Annotated in this window: 23 protein-coding genes; 14 read left to right on the top strand and 9 right to left on the bottom strand. The window is 67.3% G+C overall.

What is annotated here, in order from left to right; all coding sequences use genetic code 11:
* Nucleotides 1–262 precede the first annotated feature (262 nt).
* The 6 genes from FOZ76_RS27285 to folD are packed head-to-tail and all read left to right on the top strand — an operon-like array spanning nt 263 to nt 6993.
* The gene (locus FOZ76_RS27285) at nt 263–1519 is read left to right on the top strand and encodes a sarcosine oxidase subunit beta family protein (RefSeq protein WP_143951457.1); all 1257 of its coding nucleotides are present in this window, start codon (nt 263–265) and stop codon (nt 1517–1519) included.
* A 6-nt stretch (nt 1520–1525) separates the two neighbouring features.
* Nucleotides 1526–1801 (top strand): sarcosine oxidase subunit delta, encoded by a 276-nt coding sequence (locus FOZ76_RS27280; protein ID WP_143951456.1) that lies wholly within the window; start codon nt 1526–1528, stop codon nt 1799–1801.
* Complete coding sequence (locus tag FOZ76_RS27275; protein ID WP_143951455.1) at nt 1794–4730, top strand: 2Fe-2S iron-sulfur cluster-binding protein; 2937 nt, start codon at nt 1794–1796, stop codon at nt 4728–4730. Before FOZ76_RS27280 ends, FOZ76_RS27275 begins: the two co-directional genes overlap by 8 nt.
* The gene (locus FOZ76_RS27270; protein ID WP_143951454.1) at nt 4720–5259 is read left to right on the top strand and encodes an aminomethyltransferase family protein; all 540 of its coding nucleotides are present in this window, start codon (nt 4720–4722) and stop codon (nt 5257–5259) included. Before FOZ76_RS27275 ends, FOZ76_RS27270 begins: the two co-directional genes overlap by 11 nt.
* Nucleotides 5256–6116, top strand: a complete 861-nt coding sequence (gene purU / locus FOZ76_RS27265) for a formyltetrahydrofolate deformylase (protein ID WP_143951453.1) — start codon at nt 5256–5258, stop codon at nt 6114–6116. Before FOZ76_RS27270 ends, purU begins: the two co-directional genes overlap by 4 nt.
* Before the next feature lie 4 nt (nt 6117–6120).
* Nucleotides 6121–6993, top strand: a complete 873-nt coding sequence (folD, locus tag FOZ76_RS27260) for a bifunctional methylenetetrahydrofolate dehydrogenase/methenyltetrahydrofolate cyclohydrolase FolD (protein WP_143951452.1) — start codon at nt 6121–6123, stop codon at nt 6991–6993.
* Between the two features lie 127 nt (nt 6994–7120).
* Here the strand turns inward: folD and FOZ76_RS27255 are convergent, their stop codons facing one another.
* From FOZ76_RS27255 to FOZ76_RS27240, 4 genes are all read right to left on the bottom strand, one after another.
* The gene (locus tag FOZ76_RS27255) at nt 7121–7804 is read right to left on the bottom strand and encodes a GntR family transcriptional regulator (protein ID WP_143951451.1); all 684 of its coding nucleotides are present in this window, start codon (nt 7802–7804) and stop codon (nt 7121–7123) included.
* A 148-nt stretch (nt 7805–7952) separates the two neighbouring features.
* Complete coding sequence (locus tag FOZ76_RS27250) at nt 7953–8867, bottom strand: alpha/beta fold hydrolase (RefSeq protein WP_246129805.1); 915 nt, start codon at nt 8865–8867, stop codon at nt 7953–7955.
* Nucleotides 8854–9447 (bottom strand): amino acid synthesis family protein, encoded by a 594-nt coding sequence (locus tag FOZ76_RS27245; protein ID WP_143951450.1) that lies wholly within the window; start codon nt 9445–9447, stop codon nt 8854–8856. The genes FOZ76_RS27250 and FOZ76_RS27245 overlap by 14 nt, the downstream gene beginning before the upstream one ends.
* Before the next feature lie 26 nt (nt 9448–9473).
* Nucleotides 9474–10484 (bottom strand): Bug family tripartite tricarboxylate transporter substrate binding protein, encoded by a 1011-nt coding sequence (locus tag FOZ76_RS27240; RefSeq protein ID WP_246129804.1) that lies wholly within the window; start codon nt 10482–10484, stop codon nt 9474–9476.
* A 410-nt stretch (nt 10485–10894) separates the two neighbouring features.
* On the opposite strand from FOZ76_RS27240, the gene dnaA reads away from it, so the two are divergent.
* From dnaA to gyrB, 3 genes are all read left to right on the top strand, one after another.
* The gene (gene dnaA / locus FOZ76_RS27235; protein WP_143951449.1) at nt 10895–12316 is read left to right on the top strand and encodes a chromosomal replication initiator protein DnaA; all 1422 of its coding nucleotides are present in this window, start codon (nt 10895–10897) and stop codon (nt 12314–12316) included.
* A 2-nt stretch (nt 12317–12318) separates the two neighbouring features.
* On the top strand, nt 12319–13428 hold the full coding sequence (gene dnaN, locus FOZ76_RS27230) for a DNA polymerase III subunit beta (protein ID WP_143951448.1): 1110 nt from the start codon (nt 12319–12321) through the stop codon (nt 13426–13428).
* Nucleotides 13429–13544: 116 nt separating this feature from the next.
* On the top strand, nt 13545–15992 hold the full coding sequence (gene gyrB, locus FOZ76_RS27225) for a DNA topoisomerase (ATP-hydrolyzing) subunit B (protein WP_143951447.1): 2448 nt from the start codon (nt 13545–13547) through the stop codon (nt 15990–15992).
* 54 nt (nt 15993–16046) lie between these two features.
* Here the strand turns inward: gyrB and mtlD are convergent, their stop codons facing one another.
* Nucleotides 16047–18251, bottom strand: coding sequence for a bifunctional mannitol-1-phosphate dehydrogenase/phosphatase (gene mtlD / locus FOZ76_RS27220; protein WP_143951446.1), 2205 nt, complete (start codon nt 18249–18251; stop codon nt 16047–16049).
* 172 nt (nt 18252–18423) lie between these two features.
* On the opposite strand from mtlD, the gene FOZ76_RS27215 reads away from it, so the two are divergent.
* Complete coding sequence (locus FOZ76_RS27215) at nt 18424–19320, top strand: LysR family transcriptional regulator (protein WP_143951445.1); 897 nt, start codon at nt 18424–18426, stop codon at nt 19318–19320.
* A 30-nt stretch (nt 19321–19350) separates the two neighbouring features.
* On the opposite strand, the gene FOZ76_RS27210 is transcribed toward FOZ76_RS27215, so the two are convergent.
* From FOZ76_RS27210 to FOZ76_RS27200, 3 genes are all read right to left on the bottom strand, one after another.
* Entirely contained in the window at nt 19351–19782 is a 432-nt protein-coding gene (locus tag FOZ76_RS27210; protein ID WP_143951444.1) for an SEL1-like repeat protein, read from the bottom strand.
* Nucleotides 19783–19952: 170 nt separating this feature from the next.
* Complete coding sequence (locus FOZ76_RS27205; RefSeq protein WP_143951443.1) at nt 19953–20429, bottom strand: VOC family protein; 477 nt, start codon at nt 20427–20429, stop codon at nt 19953–19955.
* A gap of 35 nt (nt 20430–20464) precedes the next feature.
* Nucleotides 20465–20818, bottom strand: a complete 354-nt coding sequence (locus FOZ76_RS27200) for a DUF1428 domain-containing protein (RefSeq protein ID WP_143951442.1) — start codon at nt 20816–20818, stop codon at nt 20465–20467.
* An 87-nt stretch (nt 20819–20905) separates the two neighbouring features.
* Here FOZ76_RS27200 and FOZ76_RS27195 point away from each other — a divergent pair, with 87 nt between their 5' ends.
* The 3 genes from FOZ76_RS27195 to FOZ76_RS27185 all read left to right on the top strand — a co-directional run bounded on the left by FOZ76_RS27195 (nt 20906) and on the right by FOZ76_RS27185 (nt 23421).
* Nucleotides 20906–21364, top strand: a complete 459-nt coding sequence (locus FOZ76_RS27195; RefSeq protein ID WP_143951441.1) for a MarR family winged helix-turn-helix transcriptional regulator — start codon at nt 20906–20908, stop codon at nt 21362–21364.
* Between the two features lie 246 nt (nt 21365–21610).
* Complete coding sequence (locus FOZ76_RS27190) at nt 21611–22690, top strand: extracellular catalytic domain type 1 short-chain-length polyhydroxyalkanoate depolymerase (protein ID WP_170235655.1); 1080 nt, start codon at nt 21611–21613, stop codon at nt 22688–22690.
* A gap of 116 nt (nt 22691–22806) precedes the next feature.
* Nucleotides 22807–23421 (top strand): flavin reductase family protein, encoded by a 615-nt coding sequence (locus FOZ76_RS27185; RefSeq protein ID WP_143951439.1) that lies wholly within the window; start codon nt 22807–22809, stop codon nt 23419–23421.
* Between the two features lie 64 nt (nt 23422–23485).
* Here FOZ76_RS27185 and FOZ76_RS27180 read toward each other — a convergent pair whose 3' ends face one another.
* Nucleotides 23486–24316: an alpha/beta hydrolase gene (locus FOZ76_RS27180; protein WP_170235654.1), complete on the bottom strand. Its 831-nt coding sequence runs from the start codon at nt 24314–24316 to the stop codon at nt 23486–23488.
* A gap of 318 nt (nt 24317–24634) precedes the next feature.
* Between FOZ76_RS27180 and FOZ76_RS27175 the strand changes: the two genes are divergently transcribed.
* A complete protein-coding gene (locus FOZ76_RS27175; protein ID WP_246129808.1) occupies nt 24635–25639 on the top strand; it encodes a FecCD family ABC transporter permease in 1005 nt (334 codons plus the stop codon).
* Nucleotides 25640–25641 lie beyond the last annotated feature (2 nt).

The following is a 25641-nucleotide window of genomic DNA, read 5'->3' as shown; positions in this document are numbered from 1 at the left end:
ACCCGGCAGGGCAAAGAGAGTGTCGGGACTTCGATGCATTGCATGACCTCATGGGAAGGACGACAAAAGCGCGCCGACGCGACGTCGCGCCGTCGGAACGACGACCGCCTCGGCCAAATGATACACTACTGTATCTTTTAAGAATAGCCAACATATTGAGGCGTTCAGCGACGCAAATTTCGAGTGGCGGCAACCCAATTCGGCATACCGGGCCGGCAACATAGGGTTTACAGTACTGTATCTTTTAAAATATAGTTCCGCCATGCACACTCGAACCCATTACTCCGCCTGGAATCTGTTCGCGGCTGGAGCCGATCAAGACGATTGGGCCCCGGCCTGGCGAGATGCAAGGCCCAAGAAGCGCTATGACGTGATCATCATCGGCGGCGGCGGCCAAGGCTTGGCGACCGCCTATTACCTGGCCAAGAACCACGGCATCACGAACGTGGCGGTGATAGAGAAAGGCTGGATCGGGGGAGGCAACACCGGGCGCAACACCACGATCATCCGGTCGAACTACCTCTACCCGGAAAGCGCGCGCCTCTACGACTTCTCCGTGCGCCTTTATGAAGGTCTTTCACGCGAGCTGAACTACAACATCATGTTCAGCCAACGCGGCATGATCACGCTCGCGCATTCGCGCCATGACCTGGACCTGCAGGCGCGTTGGGCAAACGCGATGCAAAGCAACCGGGTGGATGCAGAGATGCTGAGCGCCAAAGAGGTGCGGGAACTCGAGCCCCGGCTGAATTTTTCGGCGAGCGCGAGGTTTCCGATTCTCGGCGGGCTGATCCAGAAGCGCGCCGGCTCGGCCCGACACGATGCCGTGGCCTGGGGGTACGCACGGGGGGCAAGCGCATTGGGCGTCGACATCGTCCAGGGCTGCGCGGCCACTGGGTTCGATATACAAGATGGGGTCGTCAAGGCGGTCCACACTGAGCTCGGCACGATACACGCGGACAAAGTCGCGATATGCGTGGCCGGTCACAGCAGCCGGATTGCGCAGTGGGCAGGCCTTCGCCTGCCCGTAACGAGCTACGCCTTGCAGGCGATGGTGACGGAACCCGTCAAACCCGTGCTGGAGCGGGTGACGCTTTCGCCCTCGCTCGGCGCGTACTGGAGCCAGAGCGACAAGGGCGAAATCGTCATGGGCGGCGCACTCGATCACTTTCCCTCCTATGCCCAGCGCGGCAGCTTCGCCATTACCCAGCAAGTGGTTGCGGCCACGGTCGAGATGTTTCCCTCTCTTGGCCGCCTGCGCCTGATGCGGCAATGGGCGGGCATCGTCGACGTGGTCCAGGACTCCAGCCCCATCATTGGGCCGACGCCCGTTACCGGCCTCTATTTGAACTGCGGCTGGGGCACGGGCGGCTTCAAAGGCATACCGGTTGGCGGATGGACCTTGGCGCACCAACTCGCGACCGACCGCACGCACGAGCTTGCGCAGCCGTTCCAACTAGGCCGCTTCTCCAGCGGTCGCTTCATCGATGAAGCCGCTGCGGCCGGCATTGCACACTGACGCCAAATGATGCTTCTAACCTGCCCCTGGTGCGGACCACGCATGGAAAGCGAATTCCACTGCGGGGGTCCCGCACATCTGACGCGCCCCCCGCTGACCTGCTCGGACGACGAATGGGCCGACTATCTGCTCATGCGCGATAACCCGGCTGGCCCGCATCGCGAACGCTGGCGCCACACCTACGGCTGCGGCCAATGGTTCAACGTACTGCGCGACACCCTCACCCACGAAGTGACGCAGACCTATCGCATGGGCACAGCCGCTGGAGACGTCGATGAGTAGCATGCGCTTGCCGCCCCCCTGGGGCGGGAGGATCGACCGCGAAACCGCCCTTCGCTTCTCGTTCAACGGTCAGTCCGTCCATGCGTTCGCGGGCGACACCGTCGCGTCCGCGCTGCTGGCCAACGGTATACGGCTCGTTGGCCGCAGCTATAAACTGCACCGCCCGCGCGGCATCTACTCGTGCGGGCCCGAAGAGCCGACCGGCATAGCCGATATCGGCACGGGATCCACACGCACGCCCAACAGCCGCCTGACCGAAGTACCGGCCGCCGACGGCCTCGTCGTGCGCAGCGGCAACTGCTGGCCCAGCCTCAAGCACGACCTGCTCGCAGGCCTGGGCATCGTCTCGCCCTACCTGCCGGCGGGCTTTTACTACAAGACCTTCATCCGCCCCGACTGGAAGTGGTTCGAGCCCGCCATCCGACGACTGGCCGCCAGCGGCCGTCCGAGCGAACACGCAGACCCCGAGCGCTACGGCGAGATCTCGCTCGCCGCCGATCTTCTCGTCATCGGCGCCGGCCTTGCCGGCGCACGCACCGCACTCTCGGCGGTGCAGGCGGGACGAAGCGTCGTTCTGATCGAGTCGGACCTCGAGCCGGGCGGGCGTCTGGCAGCGCAGGTAGCGCGCGCCCCGAACGGCATGGCACTCGTCGAGTCCCTGCTCGCGGACTTTCAGCGCGCCGGCGGCCGCCTGTTGACGCGCACAACGGCCTTGGGCTCGTACGACCATGGCCTGATCACGGCAGTGCAGACCGGCGCGCCCGGAGCGCCGGTGCGCGAGCGGCTGGTAAGAATCCGAGCCCACGACGTGGTCCTTGCAACCGGTGCGTTCGACCGGCCAATGCTGTTCCCGGACAACGACCGCCCGGGCGTGATGCTCGCCGGCGCGCTCGAACGCTATGCAGCGCTTTACGGCGTGGCATGCGGCAAGCGCGTCGTGATCGCAACGGCCTGCGATGCCGCCTACGCCATCGCGGCGACCCTGTCCCTTGCCGGCATCGAAGTGGCCGCGATCGTGGACTGCCGGCAGGCAATCGACATCGGCGTGGTCGACGTCCCCGCTCACATCGCCTGGTATCCGGATAGCACGATCACCGCCGTGCATGGCAGCGCCGCCGGGATGAGCGGAGTCACGATAGCCGACCTGGCGGGCGGCCGGCTGCGGCGGCTGGCTTGCGACAACATCGCAAGCGCTGGAGGCGCCACCCCGAACGTAAGCTTGTATGCGCAATCGGGCGGCTCGTTGAAGTGGGTCGAGGAAAGCTCGATGTTCGTGCCCGACAAGCCACTCGCCGGTGTGGCGAGTGTCGGGGCTTGCGCGGGCATTTTCGACGTCGAGCAAACGCTGGAACACGCCGACGCGGTGGGCCGGCTAGGAACGAGCCATGCGCCCAAGACGCCGACGCCAGGCGTCGGCTTTGGCGCTGTCCCGGCGGACAATCAGCCGCCGCCAGCCGCGCTCGCGCTGTACAAACGACACCCGGCAAAGCAGTTCGTCGACCTTCAGAACGACGTCACGGTGCGCGACATCCGGATCGCCGCTTCGGAGAACTACCGGTCCATCGAGCATTTCAAGCGGTACACGACAACAGGAATGGCCACGGATCAGGGCAAGACGAGCAACGTCAACGCGATCGTCCTGATGGGCCGGGCCACGGATCGCGCGCCTCAACAAGTGGGCACCACGAAGTTCCGCTCGCCCTACCGGCCGGTCACGCTGAATGCCATTGCGGCGGGTCGCACAGGCGCGCGCCTGCACCCGGTCAGACACCTCCAGGCGCGCCGCTTCCATGCGGAACGCGGTGCATTGTTCGAGGAATTCGGCTCATGGGAACGGCCTGCGGCGTATCCGCGGCCCGCAGAGGATCTGCATGCGGCGGCACAACGGGAGGCGGCCCACGTGCGCAACAGTGTCGCCCTGTTCGACGGCACCCCCCTGGGAAAGATCGCAGTGTACGGCCCTGACGCCGCGGAGTTCCTGGACCTGATGTTCGTGGGCCAGATCTCGACGCTCAGGATCGGCGGTGCCCGGTACGGGGTGCGATTGAGCGAGCACGGCGTGATCGTTGACGATGGCATCGTGTCCAGACTGGGGCCCGATCACTTCTGGGTGAATACCACGTCGGGCGGCGCGGAGCAGGCCGCGCTCGCCTTCGAAGAATGGTTGCAATGCGAGTATCCCCATTTGAAGGTACTCATCTGCCCGGTCACAGCCCAGTGGGGCAACGTGACGGTCTCCGGACCGTTGGCGTGGAGGCTGTTGCACAGCATCGGACTGGACGACGCCTTCGCGCCGGAGCGCATGGCGCACATGACCATGGCACAGGGCGCTCTGGACGGGCAGCAACTGCGCGTGCTGCGCGCAAGCTTCAGCGGCGAGCTGGGCTACGAGATCAATCTGCAGGCTTCCCGCACCGAACATCTGCTGAACCGGTTATGGCATGCAGGACGGGCGCTGAACGTAGGCATGTACGGCATCGAAGCGCTCATGATCCTGCGCACCGAGAAAGGCTTCATCCATGTGGGCGCCGACACCGACGGCACTTCGCTGCCACAGGATGTCGGGCTTTGGCGCAGCCCCGGCAAGAAGCCGGCGAACTTCGTTGGCCGACGCTCTTTGCTCCGGCCGGCGGCATTGGACTCGTTCAGACCCGGGTTGGTGGGGATAAAGCCCGTCGACCGCGCAACGCCGATCCCGGTGGGAGCCCATCTGGGGGCCAGCGGACGCGGCGACGCGCCCCAAGGCCATGTGACCAGCAGCTATTTCAGCCCGACCCTGGGCGAGCCGATTGCCCTTGCGCAACTGGCGGGCGGCGCCAGCCGGATGGGCGAACGGCTGCGCGCGTGGTCTTTCGGCAAGTGCGTGGACGTGGAAGTGGTTCAAACACCGTTTTTCGATGCCAACAACGAGCGTATCCATGGTCAATGACTGTATTGCCGTCCCTCGGGTCGAGTGGCGCACGCTGGCGGATATCTCGGTCGTTTCGGTGCGCCGCATGGCTGGCGATCGCGACGTACCAGCCGTCTTCGAACGACTTGGCCTGCGTTGGCCGCAAGACGCGGGAGAGGTACAGGCAGGCGACCCCGCAGTGTTGTGGCGATCGCCATCGGAAGCGCTGGTCGTCTCCACTCAAGCCGCGGTCGCTGCGAGCCTGCTGGAGCGACTCCAGGCCGGAAAGAGCCCGAGCAGTGTCGCGCTGGAAGTGTCCGAGCAGACGGCCGTGCTCGAAATCGAAGGGCACCGATTGACGCACTGGCTGGCGCAGCTCGTCGATACCCACTCCTTGCCACGGCCTGGGCGCATCGCCGGCGCTCGCCTGGCCGATATCGGAGTACTCATTTTCAACGCGGCGTGTGATCGAGTCTGGATTCTCGTCGACAGAACGCTGCTTGCCTATCTCGAGTCGTGGCTCGTTCACGCTCGCAACACTGCCCACGGACAGGAGGCCGTGCAATGAGGTCCTTCATTCTGACAATCCGCTGCCGTGACTCGGTCGGGATCGTTGCGGCCGTCGCTTCGGCTCTGGCGGCTGCGGACGCATTCATCGTCGAATCATCCCATCATGGCGACACCGCGAGCGAGATGTTCTTCATGCGAACGGTGTTCCGGCCCTCCGACGTTCATGCGACATCGAGAGCCGATTTCCTGCAGGCGCTGGCGCCGGTCGTGCAGCAGTTCGGCATGGACATCCAGTTGTACGAATCCGACCACCGGATGAAGGTAGTGATCGCGGTGTCGCGGCTGGGCCATTGCCTGAACCATCTGTTGCACAAGTGGCATGCCAATGAACTCGACGTGGACATCGTGGGCGTGGTTTCCAACCACGAAGACATGCGCCGCATGGTCGACTGGTTCGGCATCCCCTTCCACCATTTGCCGATGACCGCGGACAAACACGATCAGGAAGACCGCTTTCTCGACGTGGTACGCACGACGGGAGCCGAGCTCACCGTGCTCGCGCGCTATATGCAAGTGCTCTCCGACCGCATGTGCCAGCGTCTGGAAGGCAGGTGCATCAACATTCATCACTCGTTTCTGCCCAGTTTCAAGGGAGCGCGCCCGTATCACCAGGCGCATGCCCGCGGCGTCAAGGTGGTCGGTGCGACGGCGCACTACGTCACACCGGACCTCGACGAAGGGCCGATCATCGAGCAGGACGTGGTGCGTGTGGGCCACGGGCTGTCACCGGAAGCGTTCGTGAAAATCGGCAAAGACGTCGAGAACGTCGTGCTCGCCCGTGCAGTGCAGTGGCACGCGGAGCACCGAGTCCTGCTCAATGGCGACCGAACCGTCGTATTCCAACAGAGCGCATGAGCCGATGACTGCCGAGATCATGAATGGGTCCGGGCTCGCGGCAAAGCTGCGCGAGGACCTTCGAACCGAGCTGGCACCGTTCCAGGCGTCGCCGCCCGGATTGGCCGTCGTGCTCGTCGGTGCGGATCCGGCCTCCGCCGTTTACGTGAAGCACAAGATCCGGGCCTGCGAGGAGGTCGGCATACGGTCCATCCACGTCAGCCTGCCTGCAACCGCAACCCAGGAGCAGATCGCCGCCGAGATCCGGCGCCTGAACGCGGCGCGCGACGTCCATGGCATCCTCGTGCAACTGCCGTTGCCGAGCGGCATGGACACGCTCGCAGCCCTAGCCGAGATCGACCCGGTCAAAGACGTCGACGGTTTTGGCGCGCTGAACCAGGGCAGGCTGGTGAGCGGGTTGCCCGGCTTTCGTCCCTGCACGCCCGCGGGCGTGATGCACATGCTGCAAGCCGGGAACGTTCCGCTCGCCGGCGCCCATGCCGTGGTGCTCGGGCGATCCCTCATCGTGGGCAAGCCTCTGGCGACACTGCTTCTCGCCGCCGACGCCAGCGTGACGGTCTGCCATAGCCGCAGCGCCGATATCGGGGCGTTGACACGCTTGGCCGACATCCTGGTGGTCGCGGTGGGACGCGCAAGGATGATCACCGCAGACATGGTCAAACCCGGCGCCACCGTCATCGACGTGGGCATCAACAGGGTGCAGCAAGGCGCGCTGGCGGGAAGCCTGTGCGGGGACGTGGATTTCGAAAGCGTCCGCCGCGTGGCCGCCCGCCTGACCCCTGTGCCGGGCGGCGTCGGGCCGATGACGATTGCAATGCTGCTGCGTAATACCGTCGATGCATGGCACCGGCAGGCCCGGGGCGCGCACCGGGGTTGACACCGCACGGCGGCGACGCTCACAGGCGGCGTGGCCGCCGCCAGCGCCGAATGCTTGCGGCTTGCGATGCAGCGCCCCGCCGCTTGGGGGGTGTTTCGCTTGGGGGGTGTTTCTTTACCTGGTGGATTCAGGCCAGCGCCGCCAACTGCCTTGCCGCGATCTGCGCGACCCGCTGCACATGCTCTTGCGAAGCCTGCTGCGCGGCCTGGGCATCGTGCTGGCGCAGCGCATCGATCAAACGGCCCATTTCGGCGGCCGCATCGCCGCGGCGGCCGCTCGAGCCGATGGTCAGCGCTCGCAGGTGCGTGATGCGGGCATTGAGCGACTGGACGACATCCCAGGCTACGGTCATGCCGGCTTCGAGGAAAAGCCGCTCATAGAAGGCGGCCGTGCGATTCATCACGGCCAGGTGATCGCCCGCGGCGAAGGCTTCCTGGATCCGGGCATTGAGCCCGGCCAGGGCGTCGATGGCCGCATTGTCGGCCGTCTCGGCGCACCGCCTGGCCGCCTGGCCTTCCAGCAGGGCGCGTATCTCGTAAATCTGCGCGGCCTGCTCGGCGCTCAGCCGGGCCACGGCGGGCCCATGGTGCGCAACGGACTCGACCAGCCCTTCGGCCTCCAGGTGGCGCAGGACTTCCCGCACGATCGATCGGCTGACACCCAGTTGTTCGCACAGGCTGCGCTCGACGAGCCGGTCACCGGGCCGGAAATGGCCGGCCCAGATGGCCTCGCGCATCTTGTCCAGAGTGAGCTCGCGCAGCGTCTTGCCGCTGCGATCGACTTTCAGGGTAGTCCGGGGAATCTCTGCCATGCCTGGCCTCGCTGGAATCACGGCCGCTAGTATTCCATGCGTACCGCGGCCCGTGCCGGGGCGCCCGCCGTCCGGGCGGATGGCGGGGACGAAGCGCGCGGGCGGCCGAGGCGGCCGCCCGCCCATGCCGCGGGCCGCGGACGATGGCTCAGGCGGCTGGCCGGGCGAGCCATTCCCGCAGCGCCCGGTTCACGGCCTGCGCATGGGTCATCGTCATCATGTGGCGAGCCTCGGGAACGACCACGAGCACGCCCTGCGGCGCCTGCTCCGCCATGGCGGCGGACATCGACGGCAGCGAGTTCGTATCGTCGGAGCCGGTCAGGAAGAGCGCGGGCATGGCCAGCTCCTGCAGGCGGTGGCCGTGCTCGCCGTCTGCGTTGGCAAAGAGCCGATAGGTACGCGCGTAGCCCTGCAGATCGACCGAGGCCAGGTATTCGCCGGCCTGCCGCGCCAGCGGCGCCAGCGCCTCGGGAACGGGATCGCCGAACCAGCGCGCCAGGGTCGCCGGGATACCGGCCGGCGCGCCGGCTTGCTGCAGGGCAAGGGCACGCGCCCGAACCGCCGCGCGCTGCGCCGGCGTGCGCTGGTGGACCGCGTTCACCGTGGCCATGCGCAGGGTGCGCTCGGGATGCTCCAGGGCAAAGGCCAGCGCCACCAACGCCCCCATCGAGTGGCCCGACACGTTGGCGCGGCGTATGCCCAGATGCTCGAGCAGCTCGACGAGCTGTCCGGCATAGTCGGTCAGCGTCGGCTCGGCGGGCGGCAGACGGCTATCGCCGTGACCCAACATGTCGTAGGCGATGACCCGATGCGTGCGGGCGAGATCGTCGATCTGCGGCGCCCATATGCCGCGCTGCATGCCCACGCCGTGTATCAGCACCAGCGGCTCGCCCTCGCCGACGACGGTATAGCCCGTTCCGGCCGGCGTGATGCCCTCGATGGCGGCCGGCCTGGCCGCCGCCGGCACGACGGTGTGCACCTCCCGACGGCACGGCCCGTCGTCCTCCCCGCCGGCCGGGCCGCGCGGATCGACCCCTGTCTTCATCGGCTCAGGCGACGTCATTGCTTCCCAGCGCCTCGAGATCCTGGTAGCGGTCGCCGATGCGGTGATGCGGCCGCCCGCCCACGGAGGCGCCGAGGGCGACCACGATCTCGTCGGGCGCAGGAGCGTCGTTGATGGCGAACTGCACCGTCAGGTAGTGCGAGCGCATGCCCTCGTCGTTCTTGTGCATCAGCGGGATGGAGATCGCGCAGTTCGGGCCACCGCGCACATTGGTGAAGCTGAGATAGCTCCGGGCGCCCACCGCCTTGCGGTAGAAGTTGCCGAAGCGCAGCGTGTGGATGAGCGCCGACGCATGCTCGATCTCGCCGCTGGTGCCGACCACGGCGGCCTTGCCGTAGCCTTCGACTGCTTCGCCAGAGCCCGTCAGCGCGAGGATGCGCTCGGTGAGCAATTCGCCCAGCACGGGCGCAACGGACTGGATCTGCGGCTGCAGATCCTCGACGAAGCCCCGGCCGGCCCACGGGTTGGCCAGGACGGCGGCAACAGCATGCAGCACGAGCGGACGCGGCGCGGACTTGCCGCCCTCGATCAGCGTGGTTTCAGTGTAGGTAACGATCTTGCGGATGGCGGCGGTGGTCATGTGTGCGGATCTCCGGGTAGTGGGGCTTATTTCGCGGCGGCGGGGTCTAGCGTGAGGTTGGCGGCCTTGACGACGTCCTGGTACTTCTCGACTTCGCCCTGCATGAAGGCGCGCAGCGCTTCGCCTGACTCGCCGGACGCTTCGATGCCCTGCTCGGCCAGTTTGGCGCGCAGTTCCGGGGCGGCCAGGACGCTGCGGGCGGCGTCCTCCAGTGCCTTGACGACGTCGGGCGGCGTGCCGGTCGGCACGAACAGTCCGAACCACACGCCCAGGTCGAAGCCTTCGAGCCCGGGCTGCTTGCCGAGCGCGGGCAGATCGGGGGCGAGCGCGGATGTCTCGGCGCCGGTGGTGCCCAGGGCCTTGACGCGGCCGGCGCGGATGTGCGGCTGAGCGGCGCTCAGGGTCGAGACGGCGAGGTCGATCTGGCCGCCCATGACATCCACCAGCGCGGGCGCCGCACCGCGATACGGCACGTGCGTGAGGTCCAGCCCGGCGTGCATGTTGAGCAGTTCGCCGGCCACGTGCATGGGCGTACCGTTGCCGGCCGAGGCGTAGCTCAGCGCACCAGGTTCGCGGGCGGCCAACGCGCGCAGTTCCGAGAAGTCGCCGGCGGCCAATTCCGGCTTGCCCACCAGGACCATCGGGCCGACGCCGATGAAGGCCACGGGCGCCAGGTCCTTCTGGCCGTCGTAGCTGATGCTGGGATTGATCAGGCCATTGATGAGGATTTCGGAACCCGAACCCACGAGGACGGTGTAGCCGTCGGCCGGCGCGCGCACCGCGCGCTGCGTGCCGACCACGCCGCCCGCACCCGAGATGTTCTCGATCACGACGGACTGGCCGAGTTTGTCCGCCAGCGCCGGAGCCACCAGCCGGCCGATGATGTCGGAACTGCCGCCCGGTGCGAAAGGGATGAGCAGGGTGATGGGTTTTTCGGGATAGGCAGCATGGGCGGCGCCGGTCGATGCGGCAGCGCCCGCCACGGCGAACATGGCGAAGGCCACGGTGCGACGGACCCACCGGGTTGGCAAGGACATCACTGTCTCCAAGATTGTATGTTGGTATACCATAATACCGAAAACACCGGCGCAGCGCCAACGTTGCCGGCAGGACTTGCCCAGGCCGCCCCGGCCCCCGAGCCCAGCGCTTGCCTCCCCCTTCACGCGGCGTCAAGCGGAGGCTGGCCAGCCTGGGCCCGGGCGCACGTCGGCCTCAGAACGCGCTATCATCTCGCCCTGCCGGCACCGCATCCGGGCGCCGCGGCGTGTGCTCCGTTCGTCGCACGTATCTCCTGATTCACCACTTTCGGCACCCTCAGCCGCCGGCGTTCGGCGGGGTCTTTTTTTACCCGGTCTATAAATCGGTTCTGCTGGGGTGGCGTCACGCGCGCCCTGTGGATAACTGCCCCCGGACGAGGTAAAATCGAGGTTTAAGGGCCTAGCATTCGATGGAACAATTCTGGCAAGCCTGCGTTCAGCGTCTGGAGCAGGAAATTCCCCCGCAACAGATCAGCGCCTGGATCCGGCCGCTGACTCCGCTCGGCTTCAACGAGGACGAGGGGATGCTGCGGATCGGTGCGCCGAATCGTTTCAAGCTCGACTGGGCCCGCAGCAACTTCTCCAATCGCATCGAGAGCATTGCGGCCGAGTGGTACCAGCGGCCCGTGAGCGTGCGCTTCGAGCTGGACGGCAGCGTCGCCCGCCCCGCGCCCAGCGTGGCCCCGCCCCCGGTGCGCCGCAGCGAGCCGGTGCAGGCGTCCACCGCCATGGCGCCGGCCGAACCGCCGGCCATGCCCGCCCCGCCTGCGCCGCCGAACACCACGCACACCGACGCGAACATCGTCTACGAGCGCTCGCGCCTGAACGCCGACCTCACCTTCGACAACTTCGTCACCGGCAAGGCCAACCAGCTCGCGCGCGCCGCCGCGCTGCAGGTCGCGGAAAACCCCGGCACCTCGTACAACCCGCTCTTTCTGTATGGCGGCGTGGGCCTGGGCAAGACCCACCTCATCCATGCCATCGGCAACTCGCTGGTGGCCGAGAACATCAACTCGCGCGTGCGCTACATCCACGCCGAGCAGTTCGTCTCGGACGTGGTCAAGACCTACCACCGCAAGTCCTTCGACGAATTCAAGCGCTACTACCACTCGCTCGACCTGCTGCTCATCGACGACATCCAGTTCTTCTCGGGCAAGGACGGCACCCAGGAGCTGTTCTTCTACGCCTTCGAGGCCATCGTCCAGCAGCGCCGGCAGATCATCATCACGAGCGACACCTATCCCAAGGAGCTCACCGGCATCGACGAGCGCCTGATCTCGCGCTTCGACTCGGGCCTGACGCTGGCGATCGAGCCGCCGGAGCTCGAGATGCGCGTGGCGATCCTGATCCGCAAGGCCGAGACCGAAGGCGTGCCGCTGCCCGAGGAAGTCGCGTTCTTCATCGCCAAGCACCTGCGCAGCAACGTGCGCGAACTCGAAGGCGCCCTGCGCAAGGTTCTGGCCTATGCGCGCTTTCACGGCCGCTCCATCACCGTGGACGTCTGCAAGGAAGCCCTGAAGGACCTGCTGTCGGTGTCCAACGGTCAACTCACCGTGGAGAACATCCAGAAAACCGTGGCCGACTTCTACAAGATGAAGGTGGCCGACATGTACTCGAAACGCCGGCCGGCGAACATCGCCCTGCCGCGCCAGATCGCCATGTATCTCGCCAAGGAGCTGACGCAGAAAAGCCTGCCCGAGATCGGCGATCTCTTCGGCGGCCGTGATCACACCACCGTGCTGCACGCGGTGCGCAAAATTTCAGAAGCGCGACTGAAGCAGGCGGAACTCAATCACAACCTGCACGTGCTGGAACAAACCCTGAAAGGATGAACATGCAACTGGTCAAAGCCTCGCGCGATGCGCTGTTGAAGCCGCTCACCACCGTGGCGGGCATCGTGGAACGGCGGCACACGCTGCCGATCCTGGCCAACGTGCTGCTCAAGAAAGAAGGCGATCGGGTTTCGTTCATCGCGACCGATATCGAAGTCCAGATCACGACCCACGCCGATTTCGGCGCGGACCCGGGCAACGAGTCCACCACGGTGGCCGCCCGCAAGCTGCTCGACATCCTGCGTGCCCTGCCGGACACGGACGACGTCTCGCTCTCGCACGCGAGCAACAAGCTCACCGTGACGGCCGGGCGCAGCCGCTTCGCGCTGCAGACGCTGTCGGCGGCCGAATTCCCGACCGTGGCCCAGCCCGAGACTTGGAGCGCCAGCCTGTCGCTGCCGCAAAAGGCGCTGCGCCAGCTACTCAACATGGTGCACTTCGCCATGGCCGTGCAGGACATCCGCTACTACCTGAACGGCATGCTGCTGGTGTTCGAGAGCAACATGGCGAGCGCCGTCGCGACCGACGGCCACCGGCTCGCCTTTCACGCCGTCAGCACCGGCACCGTGCTTGCCGAGCGCCAGGAAGTCATCATCCCGCGCAAGACCGTGCTCGAACTGCTGCGCCTACTCGAAGACACCGACGAACCGGTGCACGTCGACGTGGCGGGCAACCAGATCCGCTTTCGCTTCGGCGACATCGAATTCATCTCCAAGCTGGTCGAGGGCAAGTTCCCTGACTACAAGCGCGTCATCCCCAGCGGCTACGCCAAGGAGTTCGACGTCGAGCGCGAGCACCTGCTGCGCACCCTGCAGCGCATCGCGATCATGACCACCGACAAGTTCAAGGGCGTGCGCCTGCAGCTTGCCGACAATGTGCTGCGCATCTCGGCGAACAACGCCGAGCAGGAAGAAGCCCAGGAAGAGCTCGAGATCCTCTACAACTTCGATGCGCTCGACGTGGGCTTCAACGTCAGCTACCTGCTCGACGTGCTCGGCAACCTCAAGACCGACCGCGTGACCTGGGCAATGGGCGACGCCAATTCCTCGGCTCTCATCACCGTGCCCGAGGACCAGAACTTCAAGTACGTGGTGATGCCGATGCGCATCTGACGCGCATCGTCGCCGGCGCCCGCGCATCCTGCGCGGTGCCGGTGCATGCGCCAGCGCCGTGCGCCTTTGCGCGCACGCTTTCCCGCGCTGGCGCCGAATCAGACACAAGGTAGACCATGACCGATACGCAGAACCCGCAAGCCGACTACGGCGCCGACTCCATCAAGATGTTGAAAGGCCTGGAGGCCGTGCGCAAGCGCCCCGGGATGTACATCGGGGACACTTCGGACGGCACGGGCCTGCACCACATGGTGTTCGAGGTGGTGGACAACGCCATCGACGAAGCCCTGGCCGGCTACTGCGACGAAATCGTCGTCACCATCCACGGCGACAATTCGATCTCCGTGACCGACAACGGCCGCGGCATTCCGACGGACATCCACAAGGACGACGAGTTCCAGCGCAGCGCCGCGGAGATCGTCATGACCGAGCTGCACGCCGGCGGCAAGTTCGACCAGAACTCGTACAAGGTATCGGGCGGCCTGCACGGCGTGGGTGTGTCCTGCGTGAACGCGTTGTCGGAATGGCTCAAGCTAACCGTCCGCCGCAACGGCAAGGTGCACCAGATCGAGTTCCGCCAGGGCGAGCGGGTCGAGCCCCTCAAGGTGGTGGGCGAGACCGACAAGCGCGGCACCGAGGTGCAGTTTCTTGCCGACCCGACCATCTTCACCGACATCGAGTTCCACTACGACATTCTCGCCAAGCGCCTGCGCGAACTGTCGTTCCTGAACGACGGCGTGAAAATCCGCCTGATCGACCAGCGCACTGACAAGACCGAGGATTTCGCCTTCATCGGCGGCACCGCCGGCTTCGTGCAGTACATCAACCGCGCCAAGACCGTCCTGCATCCGAGCATCTTTCACGTCACCAGCCAGTCCTCGGCCGGCGGCGTGCCGGTGGACGTGGACGTGGCCCTGCAGTGGAACGACAGCTACTCCGAAACGGTACTGTGCTTCACCAACAACATCCCGCAGCGCGACGGCGGCAGCCACCTCACCGGCCTGCGCGCGGCGATGACCCGCGTCATCAACAAGTACATCGTCGACAACGAGATCGCCAAGAAGGCCAAGGTCGACACCACCGGCGACGACATGCGCGAGGGCCTGGCCTGCGTGCTGTCGGTCAAGGTGCCCGAACCCAAGTTCAGCAGCCAGACCAAGGACAAGCTGGTCTCGAGCGAAGTGCGGCCCGCCGTCGAGGAAGCCGTGGCCAAGGGCCTGGAGACCTGGCTGCTCGAGCACCCGACCGACGCCAAGTCGCTGTGCGGCAAGATCGTCGAGGCCGCGCGCGCGCGCGAGGCCGCGCGCAAGGCGCGCGAGATGACGCGCCGCAAGAGCGTGCTCGAAGGCGCCGGCCTGCCCGGCAAGCTCGCCGACTGCCAGGAGAAGGACCCGGCGCTCTCCGAGCTCTACATCGTCGAGGGCGACTCGGCCGGCGGCTCGGCCAAGCAGGGCCGCGACCGCAAGTTCCAGGCGATCCTGCCGCTGCGCGGCAAGGTGCTGAACGTCGAGCGCGCGCGCTTCGACCGCCTGATCTCCAGCGAGCAGATCGCCACCCTCATCACCGCGCTGGGCACCAACATCGGCCCGGCCGACTTCAACATCGACAAGCTGCGCTATCACCGCATCATCATCATGACCGATGCGGACGTGGACGGCGCGCACATCCGCACCCTGCTGCTCACCCTGCTCTATCGCCAGATGCCCGAGCTGATCGCGCGCGGCCACGTGTACATCGCCCAGCCCCCGCTCTACCGCATCAAGGCCGGCCGCGAGGAGATCTACCTGAAGGACGACCAGGAAGAGACCGCCTACATGATGCAGCTCGCATTGCGGCACGCCCAGCTCGTCGCCAAGGAAGGCGCCGAACCGATCCAGGGCGAGGCGCTGTCCGATCTCGTGCGCCAGTACAACGTCGCCGACGCCATCATCAACCGCCTGTCGCGGCGCATCGACGGCCAGGCCCTGCGCGCCATCCTGCAGGGCGACGAAGTCCGCCTGGACACCGAAGCCGAGGCCACGGACACCGCCGAACGCCTGGCGCGCGCCATGCACGACCCGATGGACCCGACCGCCATCCAGACCAGCGCGGAGTACGACGAGATCGCCGAGCGCTGGCGCGTGATCGTGCGGCGCCGGCTGCATGGCAACCTGCGCACCAGCGTGCTCGATACCGACTTCATCCAGGGTGCGGACTATACCGCTCTGCGCACCGCCGCCGTCACCTTCAACGGCCTGATCCAGGCCGGCGCCCAGGTGATGCGCGGCGAGGGCGACAAGCAGCGCAGCAGCCCCGTCACCACCTTCGGCGAAGCCGTGCAGTGGCTGCGCAGCGAGGCCGAACGCGGCATCAGCAAGCAGCGCTACAAGGGCCTGGGCGAGATGAACGCCAGCCAGCTCTGGGAAACCACCATGGACCCGAGCGTGCGCCGCCTGCTGCGCGTGCAGATCGAGGACGCCATCGCGGCCGACGAGATCTTCACCACGCTGATGGGCGACCAGGTGGAGCCGCGGCGGGCGTTCATCGAGACCTTCGCGCTGTCGGCGGGGAATATCGACGTTTGATGTGACGTCGCTGCCGACTGGCGCGGCACACCGCGCCAGTCGCGGCCGCACTCGTCATGCAGCAATGTCCGCGAGATTCGTAGCGGGCGCGAGCTCGCCCAGCCCACCCGACTCCAGCCAGGCCAGCGGCCAGTTCCAGTGATCGCTGTCCGGGTCCTGCAACAGAGCGAAATGCCGGGAGATCCGTGCGATCAGGGCTGCGTCGCGCTGTCGATCCAGGCCGGGATAGGGCTTGCCGTTGTATGGGCCGTCGTAGGCCAGCACGTCCGCCAATGAATGGCCCTGCCCGTACAGTTCGCGCACCCGACGGCACTCCGCCAGGGGTGCCCCGGTACGCAGTGCGCGCAGGATGCCCAGCGCGACACCGTACTCCAGCGCCGGCGTCTCGATGCCGTGGCGCGCGGCCAGCGCAATGCTGCCGAGAACGCGCTCGCTGCGCTGGAGCTTGCGCAGCGGGTCGCGGCCGACGCGGGCGCACGGGTCCTTGAACGATGCCCGGCAGCGCGCGATGAAGGTCTTGGTGAGCGAGGCCAGGATGGGTTGCATGGCGGGTTGCTCGCGCAGCATGGCCGGCTCGATCTCGCGCTTGATCAAGCCGATCGCCAGCGCGGCGATACGGTCGTCGCCCATTCCCTGGCCGATGGTCTCGTAGCCCAGCAGGCTCGCATACCAGGCGACGATGGCGTGCGTACCGTTCCAGAGGCGATTCTTGATGAGCTGGATCTGTCCGATGTCGTCCACCTTGCGCACCTGGCGCAGGCGGGCAAGCATGGGGCTGCCGTGTTGCGCATACAACGCCATGTCCGGTTCGCTGTTGAAGAGGATCAGGTGCAGGTCACCCAACGCCTGCGAATAGCGCGACGCATGCCGCAACTTGTGCGCGATCCGCGAAATGTCCGATCCCCTGCGGGCGGCGGGCGCAGGCTTGCGGGCGTCGTCGCTGGTGCTCTCGAGCAGGTTCTTCTCGAACAGCTCGAACTTGATGCGCGCCTGGCGCAGCAGGGCGTCGCGCGTCAGCTTGGACGCGATGCGGTTGACGACCGTCTCGGCAAAGTGGGTTTTCGCCATGATCTGCGCCGCGATGGACTCGTGCGCCACGCGTGCGAGCGCAGCCTGCACCTGCTTGCGCACGAAGCTCGCGCCCGACACCTTGTTGAGCACGACCAGGATGGTGAGATCCCGGCCGTTCTGCTCGAAACGGTGCACCAGACCGCGGGCGATCAGCTCGGCCTGCCCGCGGATCGCCACTTCGGGCAGGCTCAGACCGACCACTTCGCAGGCACGGTACATGTCGATGACCGCGGCTTCGTCGGCCATGTCGACCAGGCGCACGTTGTCGATCGTCTGATCGAACGCATAGGCACCATAGCGCACACTGTACTTGCCGAAGGCGTTGACGAGCTCGCGCAGCGTGGCGTCGCCGGTGGTGGCCACGATCTCGCAAGGCCGGGTATAGCCGTCCCAATGGGAAAAGATCTGCGCGAGATAGCCGCCGCCCATCGCGCCGAAGCCATGGATGCCCGCGCGCATCTGGTTCATGGCCTGGGGAAAGGGTTCGGTGAGCGCCGGGACGCCCATGGCGGGTGTGCAGGCCACCAGTTCGTCGAGAAAATCCAGCATGTGGCCATAGCTGCGCAGCGCCTGCGCATGCATCTCGGCCGTGGGCACCTTGATGTCCTCGATGAGAATCGCCTGCCCACCGGCGCCTGCCGCCGAGCGCAGGCCGTTTTCCGAGTCTTCGAACATCAGGCATTGATCGGGCGGCGTATTGAGGGCCGCCGCCGCACGCAGGAAGATCTCGGGATGGGGTTTGCCCTGCTTGACCTCGTCGCCGCAGACGGTGATGTCGAAATACTTGAGGACGTTGGCGTTGATCAGGTATTCCTCTGCGATCGCGCGGCGGCTGGAGGTGGCCACGGCCATCACCAGACCGCTCTTGCGCAGCCGCTCGAGCACCTCGATCAAGCCGGTCTTGACCGGCACGCCATAGGTACGCACATAGCTCAGTTCGAGCTCGTCACCGCGCTTGCGGATCTCGGCGTATGGGTAGTCCTCGCTATGATAGGACTTGGCGAGCGCCTCGGCCCGCTTGGCGCTGAGACCCAGCGAGCCCATCAGCACAGTCTCGGTGATGGGCTTGCCGGTCAGTTCGCGCGAGGCCTGGTTCAAGGTCTTGAAGCGCAGCCGTTCGGTGTCGAACATTGTGCCGTCCATGTCGAAGATGGCGGCCTGGATCTGCTTGCCCTGGAATTCGATCATTGGAAGCTATCCCCCTTCTCATGCAGTTCGAATGGTGATGGCCTCCTCCGTGGTTATTATTTGTATCCTTTTTACCTTAGCACACATGCCCGGCCGTGAGTCACCGCCCGGCTGCTGCCGCGGCGATTCGCAAGGGGGAAAAGCCGTCGCCACGTGCTATCTTGCCGGCACCATGCGCTTTGACCTCACCGACCTGCGCCTTTTCCTGAATGTGCACGAAGCCGGCACGATCACCGGCGGAGCGCAGGCCACGCACATGACGCTGGCCTCGGCCAGCGAGCGCATCCGCGGCATGGAGGATGCTCTGGGTGTGCCGCTGCTCACACGCGATTCGCGCGGGGTGCGCGTGACGCCCGCGGGCAGCACGCTGGTGCACCACGCGCGGATGGTGCTGCGCCAGATGGACCAGCTCTACGGCGAGCTGGGTGAATACGGCTCCGGGTTGAAGGGCCACGTGCGGCTACTGTGCAATACCTCGGCGCTGAGCGAGCACTTGCCCGAAGCGATCAGCGCCTTTCTTGCCGCGCATCCGGGCATCTCGGTGGACCTGGAAGAACGCACGAGCTTCGACATCGTGGACGCGCTGCGCCACGGTACCTGCGAACTGGGCATCGTGTCGGACTCGGTGCCGCTCGCCGGCCTGCACACGCTGTTCTTTCGCGACGATCCGCTGGTGCTGATCGTGCCCAGGGCGCATGGGTTCGCGGCCCGCACGGCGGTGCGGCTGGCCGAACTGGTGGACCTTCCCTTCGTCGGGCTCGGCGAGAACAGCGCCCTGCAGACGCACGTGGCGCATCACGTGCGCCTGCTGGGCCGGCCCCTCGCCTACCGCATCCGCGTCCATAGCCTGGAGTCGGTGTGCCGGGTGGTGGGTACCGGCATCGGCGTGGGCATCGTACCCAAGGCCGTGGCGATCCGCCAGGCACGCGTGGCGGGCATACGCCGCGTGAGACTGGACGAGGACTGGGCCACCCGGCGGCTGGTGCTGGCAATGCGCGACCCGGATGCTTTGCCGGCGCATGCGCGGCAGCTCATCGCTCATCTGCGCGGGGACGCGCACGCTCGCTGAGGCTCGCAATGCCCGGGCATCATGGCCGCCCTACGGACAAGGCGGCAGCCCCGCGGAACGTTGCAGCCGCCCCAGGAGCTCCCATTGATGCCGTCCGACGGCGCTGCCCTGATCGGCCGCAGCGCGGCTCCAGCGCCAGGCTTCGCAGCGATCGTCCGGCGACAGGCCCGGCAAGGCCGGGCCGGCCATCAGCACGAGGCCCAGGCTTTCCTGGGCACGCACGTCGCCGCCCTGCGCCGCCGCACGCCAATGTGCGAGCACGGCGGCGTGATCGGCGGCGCTTTGCGCCTCGACGCCGAGCTGATATTGCTGGGCGGGCGAGCCCGGTGCGCACGCCAGCGCGGCGGCCTGGCCCAGGCCGGCCGTCATGGCGCCCAGCAGTGCCGCGCCAGCGGCGGCCCTGTGCAGCGCACGAGCGCGACGCAGGCGGGGGAAAAGGGCCGGTCCAGGTGTCTTGCGCATCGCAGTCTCCGTGTCGGTGAACGATGCGCACGATGTTCGGACCTTGCCGGCCCTGGGAAAAGCGGGAAGTTCCACAGCAGCCCTAAGGCAGCGCCTGAGGCCCGGCTTGGGCCATCAGGGACGCATGCGCACCGCGGCCGAGGGAGCGGCGTACGCAAGCGGCTCCGTGCTCAGCCCCGCGCCGCCGCCTCCAGCGCTGCGATGTCGAACTTCACCATGCCCATGAAGGCGAGCCCGACGCGCTTTTGCACCTCGACGTCGGGGTCGGACATCAGCTCGCCCAGCCGCCTGGGCGCGATCTGCCAGGCCAGACCCCAGCGGTCGCGCAGCCAGCCGCACTGCTCGGGCTGGGCGCCTTCGGCCATGAAGGCCGCCCAGATGCGATCCAGCTCGGCCTGGTCGTCGCACTCGAGCATCACCGAAAAGCTGTGGTTGAAGGGATCGAGCGGCCCCGCCTCGATGGCCTGGTAGCGCTGGTCGCCCAGCCGGAAACCGGCCAGATGCACGCTGCCGGGCGGCCCGCTCGGGGTCTCGATCGGCAGCGTGGACGTCCAATCGATGCGTGATCGGGGGACGACGCGCGTGTAGAAATCCAGCGCGGCGCGCATGTCCCGGGCGAACCAGAGATGTTGGATGACTTGTGCCATGGGATATCCTCCAGACGCGCCCCGCGCGCGGCGCCTTACTCGTCCAGCACCGGCACGAAGCCGCCGAAGATCATGCGCTTGCCGTCGAACGGCATGGCATCGCCCATGCTCTTCATGCGCGGATCGTTCATGATCTTCTCGTTGGCCTGGTCGCGGACTTCCTTGGACGGATATTCGATCCAACTGAACACCACCGCCTCGCCCGGCTCGGCTTTGACTGCCGTGCGAAAGTCGGTGAGCTTGCCTTCGGGGACGTCGTCGCCCCAGCACTCCACCATGCGCGTGGCGCCGAACTCCTTGAACAGGGGCAGCGCCATGCGCGCGTGCTTGACGTACTCTTCCTTGCTGGCCTCCGGGACTGCGAGAACGAAGCCTTCGACGTACTTCATACGCACCTCCTTGGGTAATGCCCGGCAGCAACCGCCGCGGGCGTTTGACAAAAACGTTGATATCAACATAATGGCCTCATGAGCGACATGTCAAACGAAATTTCGTATGCAACCACGACAGAAGTCCGGGATGCATGCCTGTGCCTGCACGTGCAACGCGCGGCGCGCGCGCTTGCGCGCCGCTTCGACGAGGTCTTGCGCCCGGTCGGGCTGACCAACGGGCAGTTCTCCCTGCTGATGGCCCTGAACCGACCCGAGCCGCCGCCGCCGGGCCCCGTGGCCGCGCTGCTCGCCATGGACCGCACCAGCCTCACCGCGCTGCTCAAGCCGCTGCAGCGCCGGGGCCTCATCGAGATCGTGGTGCCCGAGGAGGACCGCCGGGCCCGCAGGCTCAAGCTCACGGCCGAGGGCGTGGCCACGCTGGCCCGCGCCCTGCCGCTCTGGCGGCGTCACCACGGTGCGCTGGAAGCTGCCCTGCCCATGGGCGCCGACGCCGCGCGCGAGGCGCTGTCGGCCGTCACGTCGGCGGCCAGCGAGGGTTTCTAGGGTCGGCCAACGCGATGGATTCCCTGCGCGTTGACAGGCCCTTGCCGTGGTAACTTGACAGGCTAAGCACTTCTCGCCGTCTGGCATCCGGGCGCCGGGCCGCCCCACGCGCACGGTCTTAGCAAAGGGCGCGCCGATCAGCACGCGAAAATCTCGTTCCGAGGATGCAAAGCCCAGCGCATGGCGATGGCACGAAGCCTGCGCATCGGGCTGCCTCTTTCCCTGCCTACGCAAGCTGCCACCTTCATGCCGAAGCGCCTCGACAAGCTGTGGATGCAATCCACCCGACGACTTACCCGCCTGCAGAAAAAGGTCTGGAAGAGCGCACTGCGCCGGGCCAAGGATGCATGGTCGACCACAGGCGCGACCCCGAAGAAGAGCCAGCGCAAGCCGGCGAATCCCCGAGCCGGCGCCCAGGCCGCACTGCCCCGTCTCGTGCCCGCCTGGCAGGCGCAGCGACGCCACCTGGCGGGCCCGGGGTTCATCCTGTCTTATTGTCTATACAAACCCGAGCAGGGGGCTCCTGACGGGATGCCCCTGCTGGTCATGCTGCATGGCTGCAAGCAGACGGCGGAGGATTTCGCGCAAGGCACGCGGATGAACCAGTTGGCCGACAAGCAAGGCTTTGCCGTGCTCTACCCGCAGCAATCCACCACCCGCAACGCCACGCGCTGCTGGCGCTGGTTCCAGCCCACCGAGGCTGCGGGCTTGCGGGAAGCCGACGCCATCGCGAACCTGATCCGCCTACTGCTGGCGAGCGGCAGCTACGATCCGTCGCGCGTTTATGTCGCCGGCCTGTCCGCCGGCGCGGGCATGAGCGCATTGGTCGGCCTGCGCCATCCGGACCTGGTCGCTGCGGTGGCGCTGCACTCGAGCCCCGTGGTCGGCGCCGCACAGGGTGCGATGGGCGGGCTGCACACGATGCGGCGCGGCGCCCTGCGCGAGCCCATCGGGCTGATCGACGCCGTGTCCGCGCCTGCACTCCGGGAGCTCGGCCTGCCCGCGTTGCTGCTGCACGGCGAACGCGACACCGCGGTCGGCGCGCGCAACCTGCGCCAGCTCACCGCGCAGTTCTGCCATCTGAACGAGGTCGACGAGAGCGCACTGGCCCAGCGCACTGTCGCAGCCGGTACGCGGCGCGAGCACCGCATTGCCGAGCTGCGCAGAGGGGGCCGGCCGATCGTGACGGTGATCGAGATGCCCGGCCTGGAGCACGCGTGGAGCGGAGGCGACGCAGCGGTGCCCTATCACGGCGGCCACGGGCCGCAGGCGTCCGCCCTGATCTGGCGCTTCTTTCGGCAACAACGGCGCGAGCTTCCGGGCTGATGGCGGCAGGCAAGCCGCCCATTGTCTCGCGCGGCACGGCCAAGGCCACCGCGGTTGCGCCCGCCCTCTACAATGCCGGCATGCCCACGGCTCAGCCGTTTCAGCCGGAGAACCGCATGAACGAACCCTTGCACAGCGTGCCCCTGGAGCGTGCCTACCGCCTGCTCAACCCTGGCCCCACCGTGCTGGTGAGCGCGGCCCATGGCGGCATGCGCAACGTCATGGCGGCCGCCTGGGCCATGCCGCTCGACTTCGAGCCGCCCAAGGTGGCCGTGGTGCTCGACAAGGCGACCTGGACGCGCGAACTGGTCGAAGCATCCGGCCACTTCGTGCTGAGCGTGCCGACGCGAGCGCAGATCGACCTCGTCCAGGCCCTGGGTACGACTTCCGGCAAGACCTTCCAGGAGCAGGAAGGACGCGACAAGTTCACCGCCTTCGGCATCGAAGCGCTCGAAGGACGCGCCAACGCCGGGCCGCTGGTGGACGGCTGCGTGGCCTGGCTCGAATGCCGGCTGCTGCGCGAACCCGCCAACGAGCAACGCTACGACCTCTTTCTCGGCGAAGTGCTGGCCGCGCACGCCGATCCGCGCGTCTTCAGCGAAGGCCGCTGGCACTTCGACGGACACGACGAGCTGCGCACGCTGCACCATGTGGCGGGTGGCCATTTCCTGATCATCGGCGATGCCCAGGACGCGCGCCCGCTCGCGCCGGGAGAACTCGGCGGCGGCTGAGGGCGGCGCCTGGACGCGCCTCGTACGCGCAGGAAGAGGGCTCCCAGCCCCGTCTGACTCGTCCTCAGCGACCGTACAGGCCGCGCAAGGCAAGGTCGAGCGCGCGCGGCACGAGGGAGCGATGCCCCTCGCCGGCAATGCAGGTGAACCTCGGCTGCAGGGCCTCGCCACGCGCCAGGGCCTGCACGAACTCGCGCGCGCCGTCGACCATCCGGCGCGCGCCGCGGTGTGCGGCCAGGCGTTCGCGCGCGTCGGCGGCGAGCGTGGCCTCGGCGGGGCTCAGCCCCTGTTCGTGCTCGCCGACGTAGACCAGGACCGGGCCGTGCGCCTGGGCCGGTACGCTGTCGGCCAGGCGGGCCAGATGGCCGTCGCCCCACCAGACGGACGGGCTGATCGCGAGCCACGCATGCGCGCGCTCGGGCGCCCGCAGCAGGGTGTCGAGCACGAACAGCCCGCCCAGGGAATGCCCGCCCAGCGCCAGCGTATCCGGATCGAGCGGCCAGCCCGCCGCGACCTGCGGCAGGACATCGTCGAACAGGAAGCGGCGAAACGCGTCCGCCCGTCCGCCGCCCGCCCCGGCCAGGGCCGGGACGTAGTCCTGCTCGCGCCGGCTGGCCCCGGGGTAGCCGACGCTCACCAGCACGCCCGGCGCGATCACCGGCCCTTTGCGCCCCTGCGCATGATGGCGCCAGAGCGCCCAGGCGAGATCGGCGAACTCGTCGTCCAGCCACAGCAGGACCGGCCAACCCCGGGCCGGCGCCGGGCCGGGCGGGGCGTACACGCTGATGCGATACGCGCCGCCGGCGTCGTCGGTGAGCACGGTCTGCACCGCTAGGCCCGGCTGGGCCTGCCAGGACGGGCCGGTGTGCGGCGCGGCTGTCGGGAATGTGGACATGGTGGATTCCTGCACGCGGGGAATACGGACGAGCCGGCAAAGCATGCGATACTTCCCGATTCGGCGCCCCGCCTGCCGTGGCAGGCCCAGCCGCCCTTCTCGCCCTGAAGTTTCTCCGTGGATAGTAATACGTCCTATTCAGATGCCAAGCCTGGCCGGCACGGCGCAGATGCCAAGCCTGACCGGCTCGGCGCAGACGCACAGCCAGGCCGACCGGCGCCGCACGCTCAAGCCGGCGAGCGCACGCAAAGCACTGGGCCGGCGGGCGCTGCGCCGGGGCCTGCCGGGCCGGCCGACACCGCGCAGGCCTACGCAGCCATCCTGCGCCGCCGCTGGGCGCTGGTCGCCGCGCTCGCCGCAGTCATCGTGGGCGCCATGCTGGTGGATTTCACGCTGGGGCCGGCGGGGCTGACGCTGGGCGAACTCTGGCAGACCCTGGTGGCGCCGGCCGATGCCGACCCGACCACCAAGGTCATCGTCTGGGACATTCGCCTGCCCTACGCGCTGATGGCGATGGCGGTCGGCCTGGCCCTGGGGCTGGCCGGCGCCGAGATGCAAACGATTCTGAACAATCCGCTCGCCAGCCCGTTCACGCTGGGCTTGTCGTCGGCCGCCGCGTTCGGCGCTTCGCTGGTGATCGTGCTCGATTTCACGATCCCGGGCGTGCCGGCCGCCTGGACCATCGCCGCCAGCGCCTTCGTCTGGTCGGTCATGGCCGCGCTGCTGCTGGACGTAGTGGCGCGCTGGGGCGGCATGAATACCTCGGGCGTGGTGCTCTTCGGCATCGCCCTGGTGTTCTCCTTCAATGCGCTGGTCTCGCTGGTGCAGTTCGTCGCCACCGCCGACGCGCTGCAGGGCCTGGTGTTCTGGACCATGGGCAGCCTGTCGCGCGCGACCTGGCCCAAGGTCGGCATGCTGCTGCTGCTCTTCGCGGTGATCCTGCCGCTGGCGATGCGCGACGCCTGGCGCCTCACGGCGATGCGCCTGGGCGAGGACCGCGCCGCCAGCTTCGGCATCGACGTGCGCCGCGTGCGCCTGACCTCCCTGCTGCGCATCAGCCTGCTCTCGGCGCTGGCCGTTTCCTTCGTGGGCACCATCGGCTTCATCGGGCTGGTCGCGCCGCACATCGCGCGCCGCCTGTTCGGCGAAGACCACCGCTTCTACCTGCCGGGCAGCGCCCTGGTCGGCGGGGTGATTCTGTCGCTCGCCTCGATCGCCTCGAAGAACATCGTGCCGGGCATCATCGTGCCGGTGGGCATCGTGACGTCGCTGGTCGGTATCCCGTTCTTTCTCGCGGTGGTGCTGCGCCGCAGAATGCCTTGAGG

Source organism: Verticiella sediminum (assembly GCF_007558815.1).
GTDB lineage: Bacteria > Pseudomonadota > Gammaproteobacteria > Burkholderiales > Burkholderiaceae_B > Verticiella > Verticiella sediminum.
Note: the sequence above shows the minus strand (reverse complement) of the source record. Positions and strands in the feature narration are given on the sequence as shown.

Coding starts and splice junctions, on each gene's coding strand:
- FOZ76_RS27285 (WP_143951457.1), top strand. CDS start 263: ATGCACACTCGAACCCATTACTCCGCCTGGAATCTGTTCGCGGCTGGA.
- FOZ76_RS27280 (WP_143951456.1), top strand. CDS start 1,526: ATGATGCTTCTAACCTGCCCCTGGTGCGGACCACGCATGGAAAGCGAA.
- FOZ76_RS27275 (WP_143951455.1), top strand. CDS start 1,794: ATGAGTAGCATGCGCTTGCCGCCCCCCTGGGGCGGGAGGATCGACCGC.
- FOZ76_RS27270 (WP_143951454.1), top strand. CDS start 4,720: ATGGTCAATGACTGTATTGCCGTCCCTCGGGTCGAGTGGCGCACGCTG.
- purU (WP_143951453.1), top strand. CDS start 5,256: ATGAGGTCCTTCATTCTGACAATCCGCTGCCGTGACTCGGTCGGGATC.
- folD (WP_143951452.1), top strand. CDS start 6,121: ATGACTGCCGAGATCATGAATGGGTCCGGGCTCGCGGCAAAGCTGCGC.
- FOZ76_RS27255 (WP_143951451.1), bottom strand. CDS start 7,804: ATGGCAGAGATTCCCCGGACTACCCTGAAAGTCGATCGCAGCGGCAAG.
- FOZ76_RS27250 (WP_246129805.1), bottom strand. CDS start 8,867: ATGACGTCGCCTGAGCCGATGAAGACAGGGGTCGATCCGCGCGGCCCG.
- FOZ76_RS27245 (WP_143951450.1), bottom strand. CDS start 9,447: ATGACCACCGCCGCCATCCGCAAGATCGTTACCTACACTGAAACCACG.
- FOZ76_RS27240 (WP_246129804.1), bottom strand. CDS start 10,484: ATGTCCTTGCCAACCCGGTGGGTCCGTCGCACCGTGGCCTTCGCCATG.
- dnaA (WP_143951449.1), top strand. CDS start 10,895: ATGGAACAATTCTGGCAAGCCTGCGTTCAGCGTCTGGAGCAGGAAATT.
- dnaN (WP_143951448.1), top strand. CDS start 12,319: ATGCAACTGGTCAAAGCCTCGCGCGATGCGCTGTTGAAGCCGCTCACC.
- gyrB (WP_143951447.1), top strand. CDS start 13,545: ATGACCGATACGCAGAACCCGCAAGCCGACTACGGCGCCGACTCCATC.
- mtlD (WP_143951446.1), bottom strand. CDS start 18,251: ATGATCGAATTCCAGGGCAAGCAGATCCAGGCCGCCATCTTCGACATG.
- FOZ76_RS27215 (WP_143951445.1), top strand. CDS start 18,424: ATGCGCTTTGACCTCACCGACCTGCGCCTTTTCCTGAATGTGCACGAA.
- FOZ76_RS27210 (WP_143951444.1), bottom strand. CDS start 19,782: ATGCGCAAGACACCTGGACCGGCCCTTTTCCCCCGCCTGCGTCGCGCT.
- FOZ76_RS27205 (WP_143951443.1), bottom strand. CDS start 20,429: ATGGCACAAGTCATCCAACATCTCTGGTTCGCCCGGGACATGCGCGCC.
- FOZ76_RS27200 (WP_143951442.1), bottom strand. CDS start 20,818: ATGAAGTACGTCGAAGGCTTCGTTCTCGCAGTCCCGGAGGCCAGCAAG.
- FOZ76_RS27195 (WP_143951441.1), top strand. CDS start 20,906: ATGTCAAACGAAATTTCGTATGCAACCACGACAGAAGTCCGGGATGCA.
- FOZ76_RS27190 (WP_170235655.1), top strand. CDS start 21,611: ATGCCGAAGCGCCTCGACAAGCTGTGGATGCAATCCACCCGACGACTT.
- FOZ76_RS27185 (WP_143951439.1), top strand. CDS start 22,807: ATGAACGAACCCTTGCACAGCGTGCCCCTGGAGCGTGCCTACCGCCTG.
- FOZ76_RS27180 (WP_170235654.1), bottom strand. CDS start 24,316: ATGTCCACATTCCCGACAGCCGCGCCGCACACCGGCCCGTCCTGGCAG.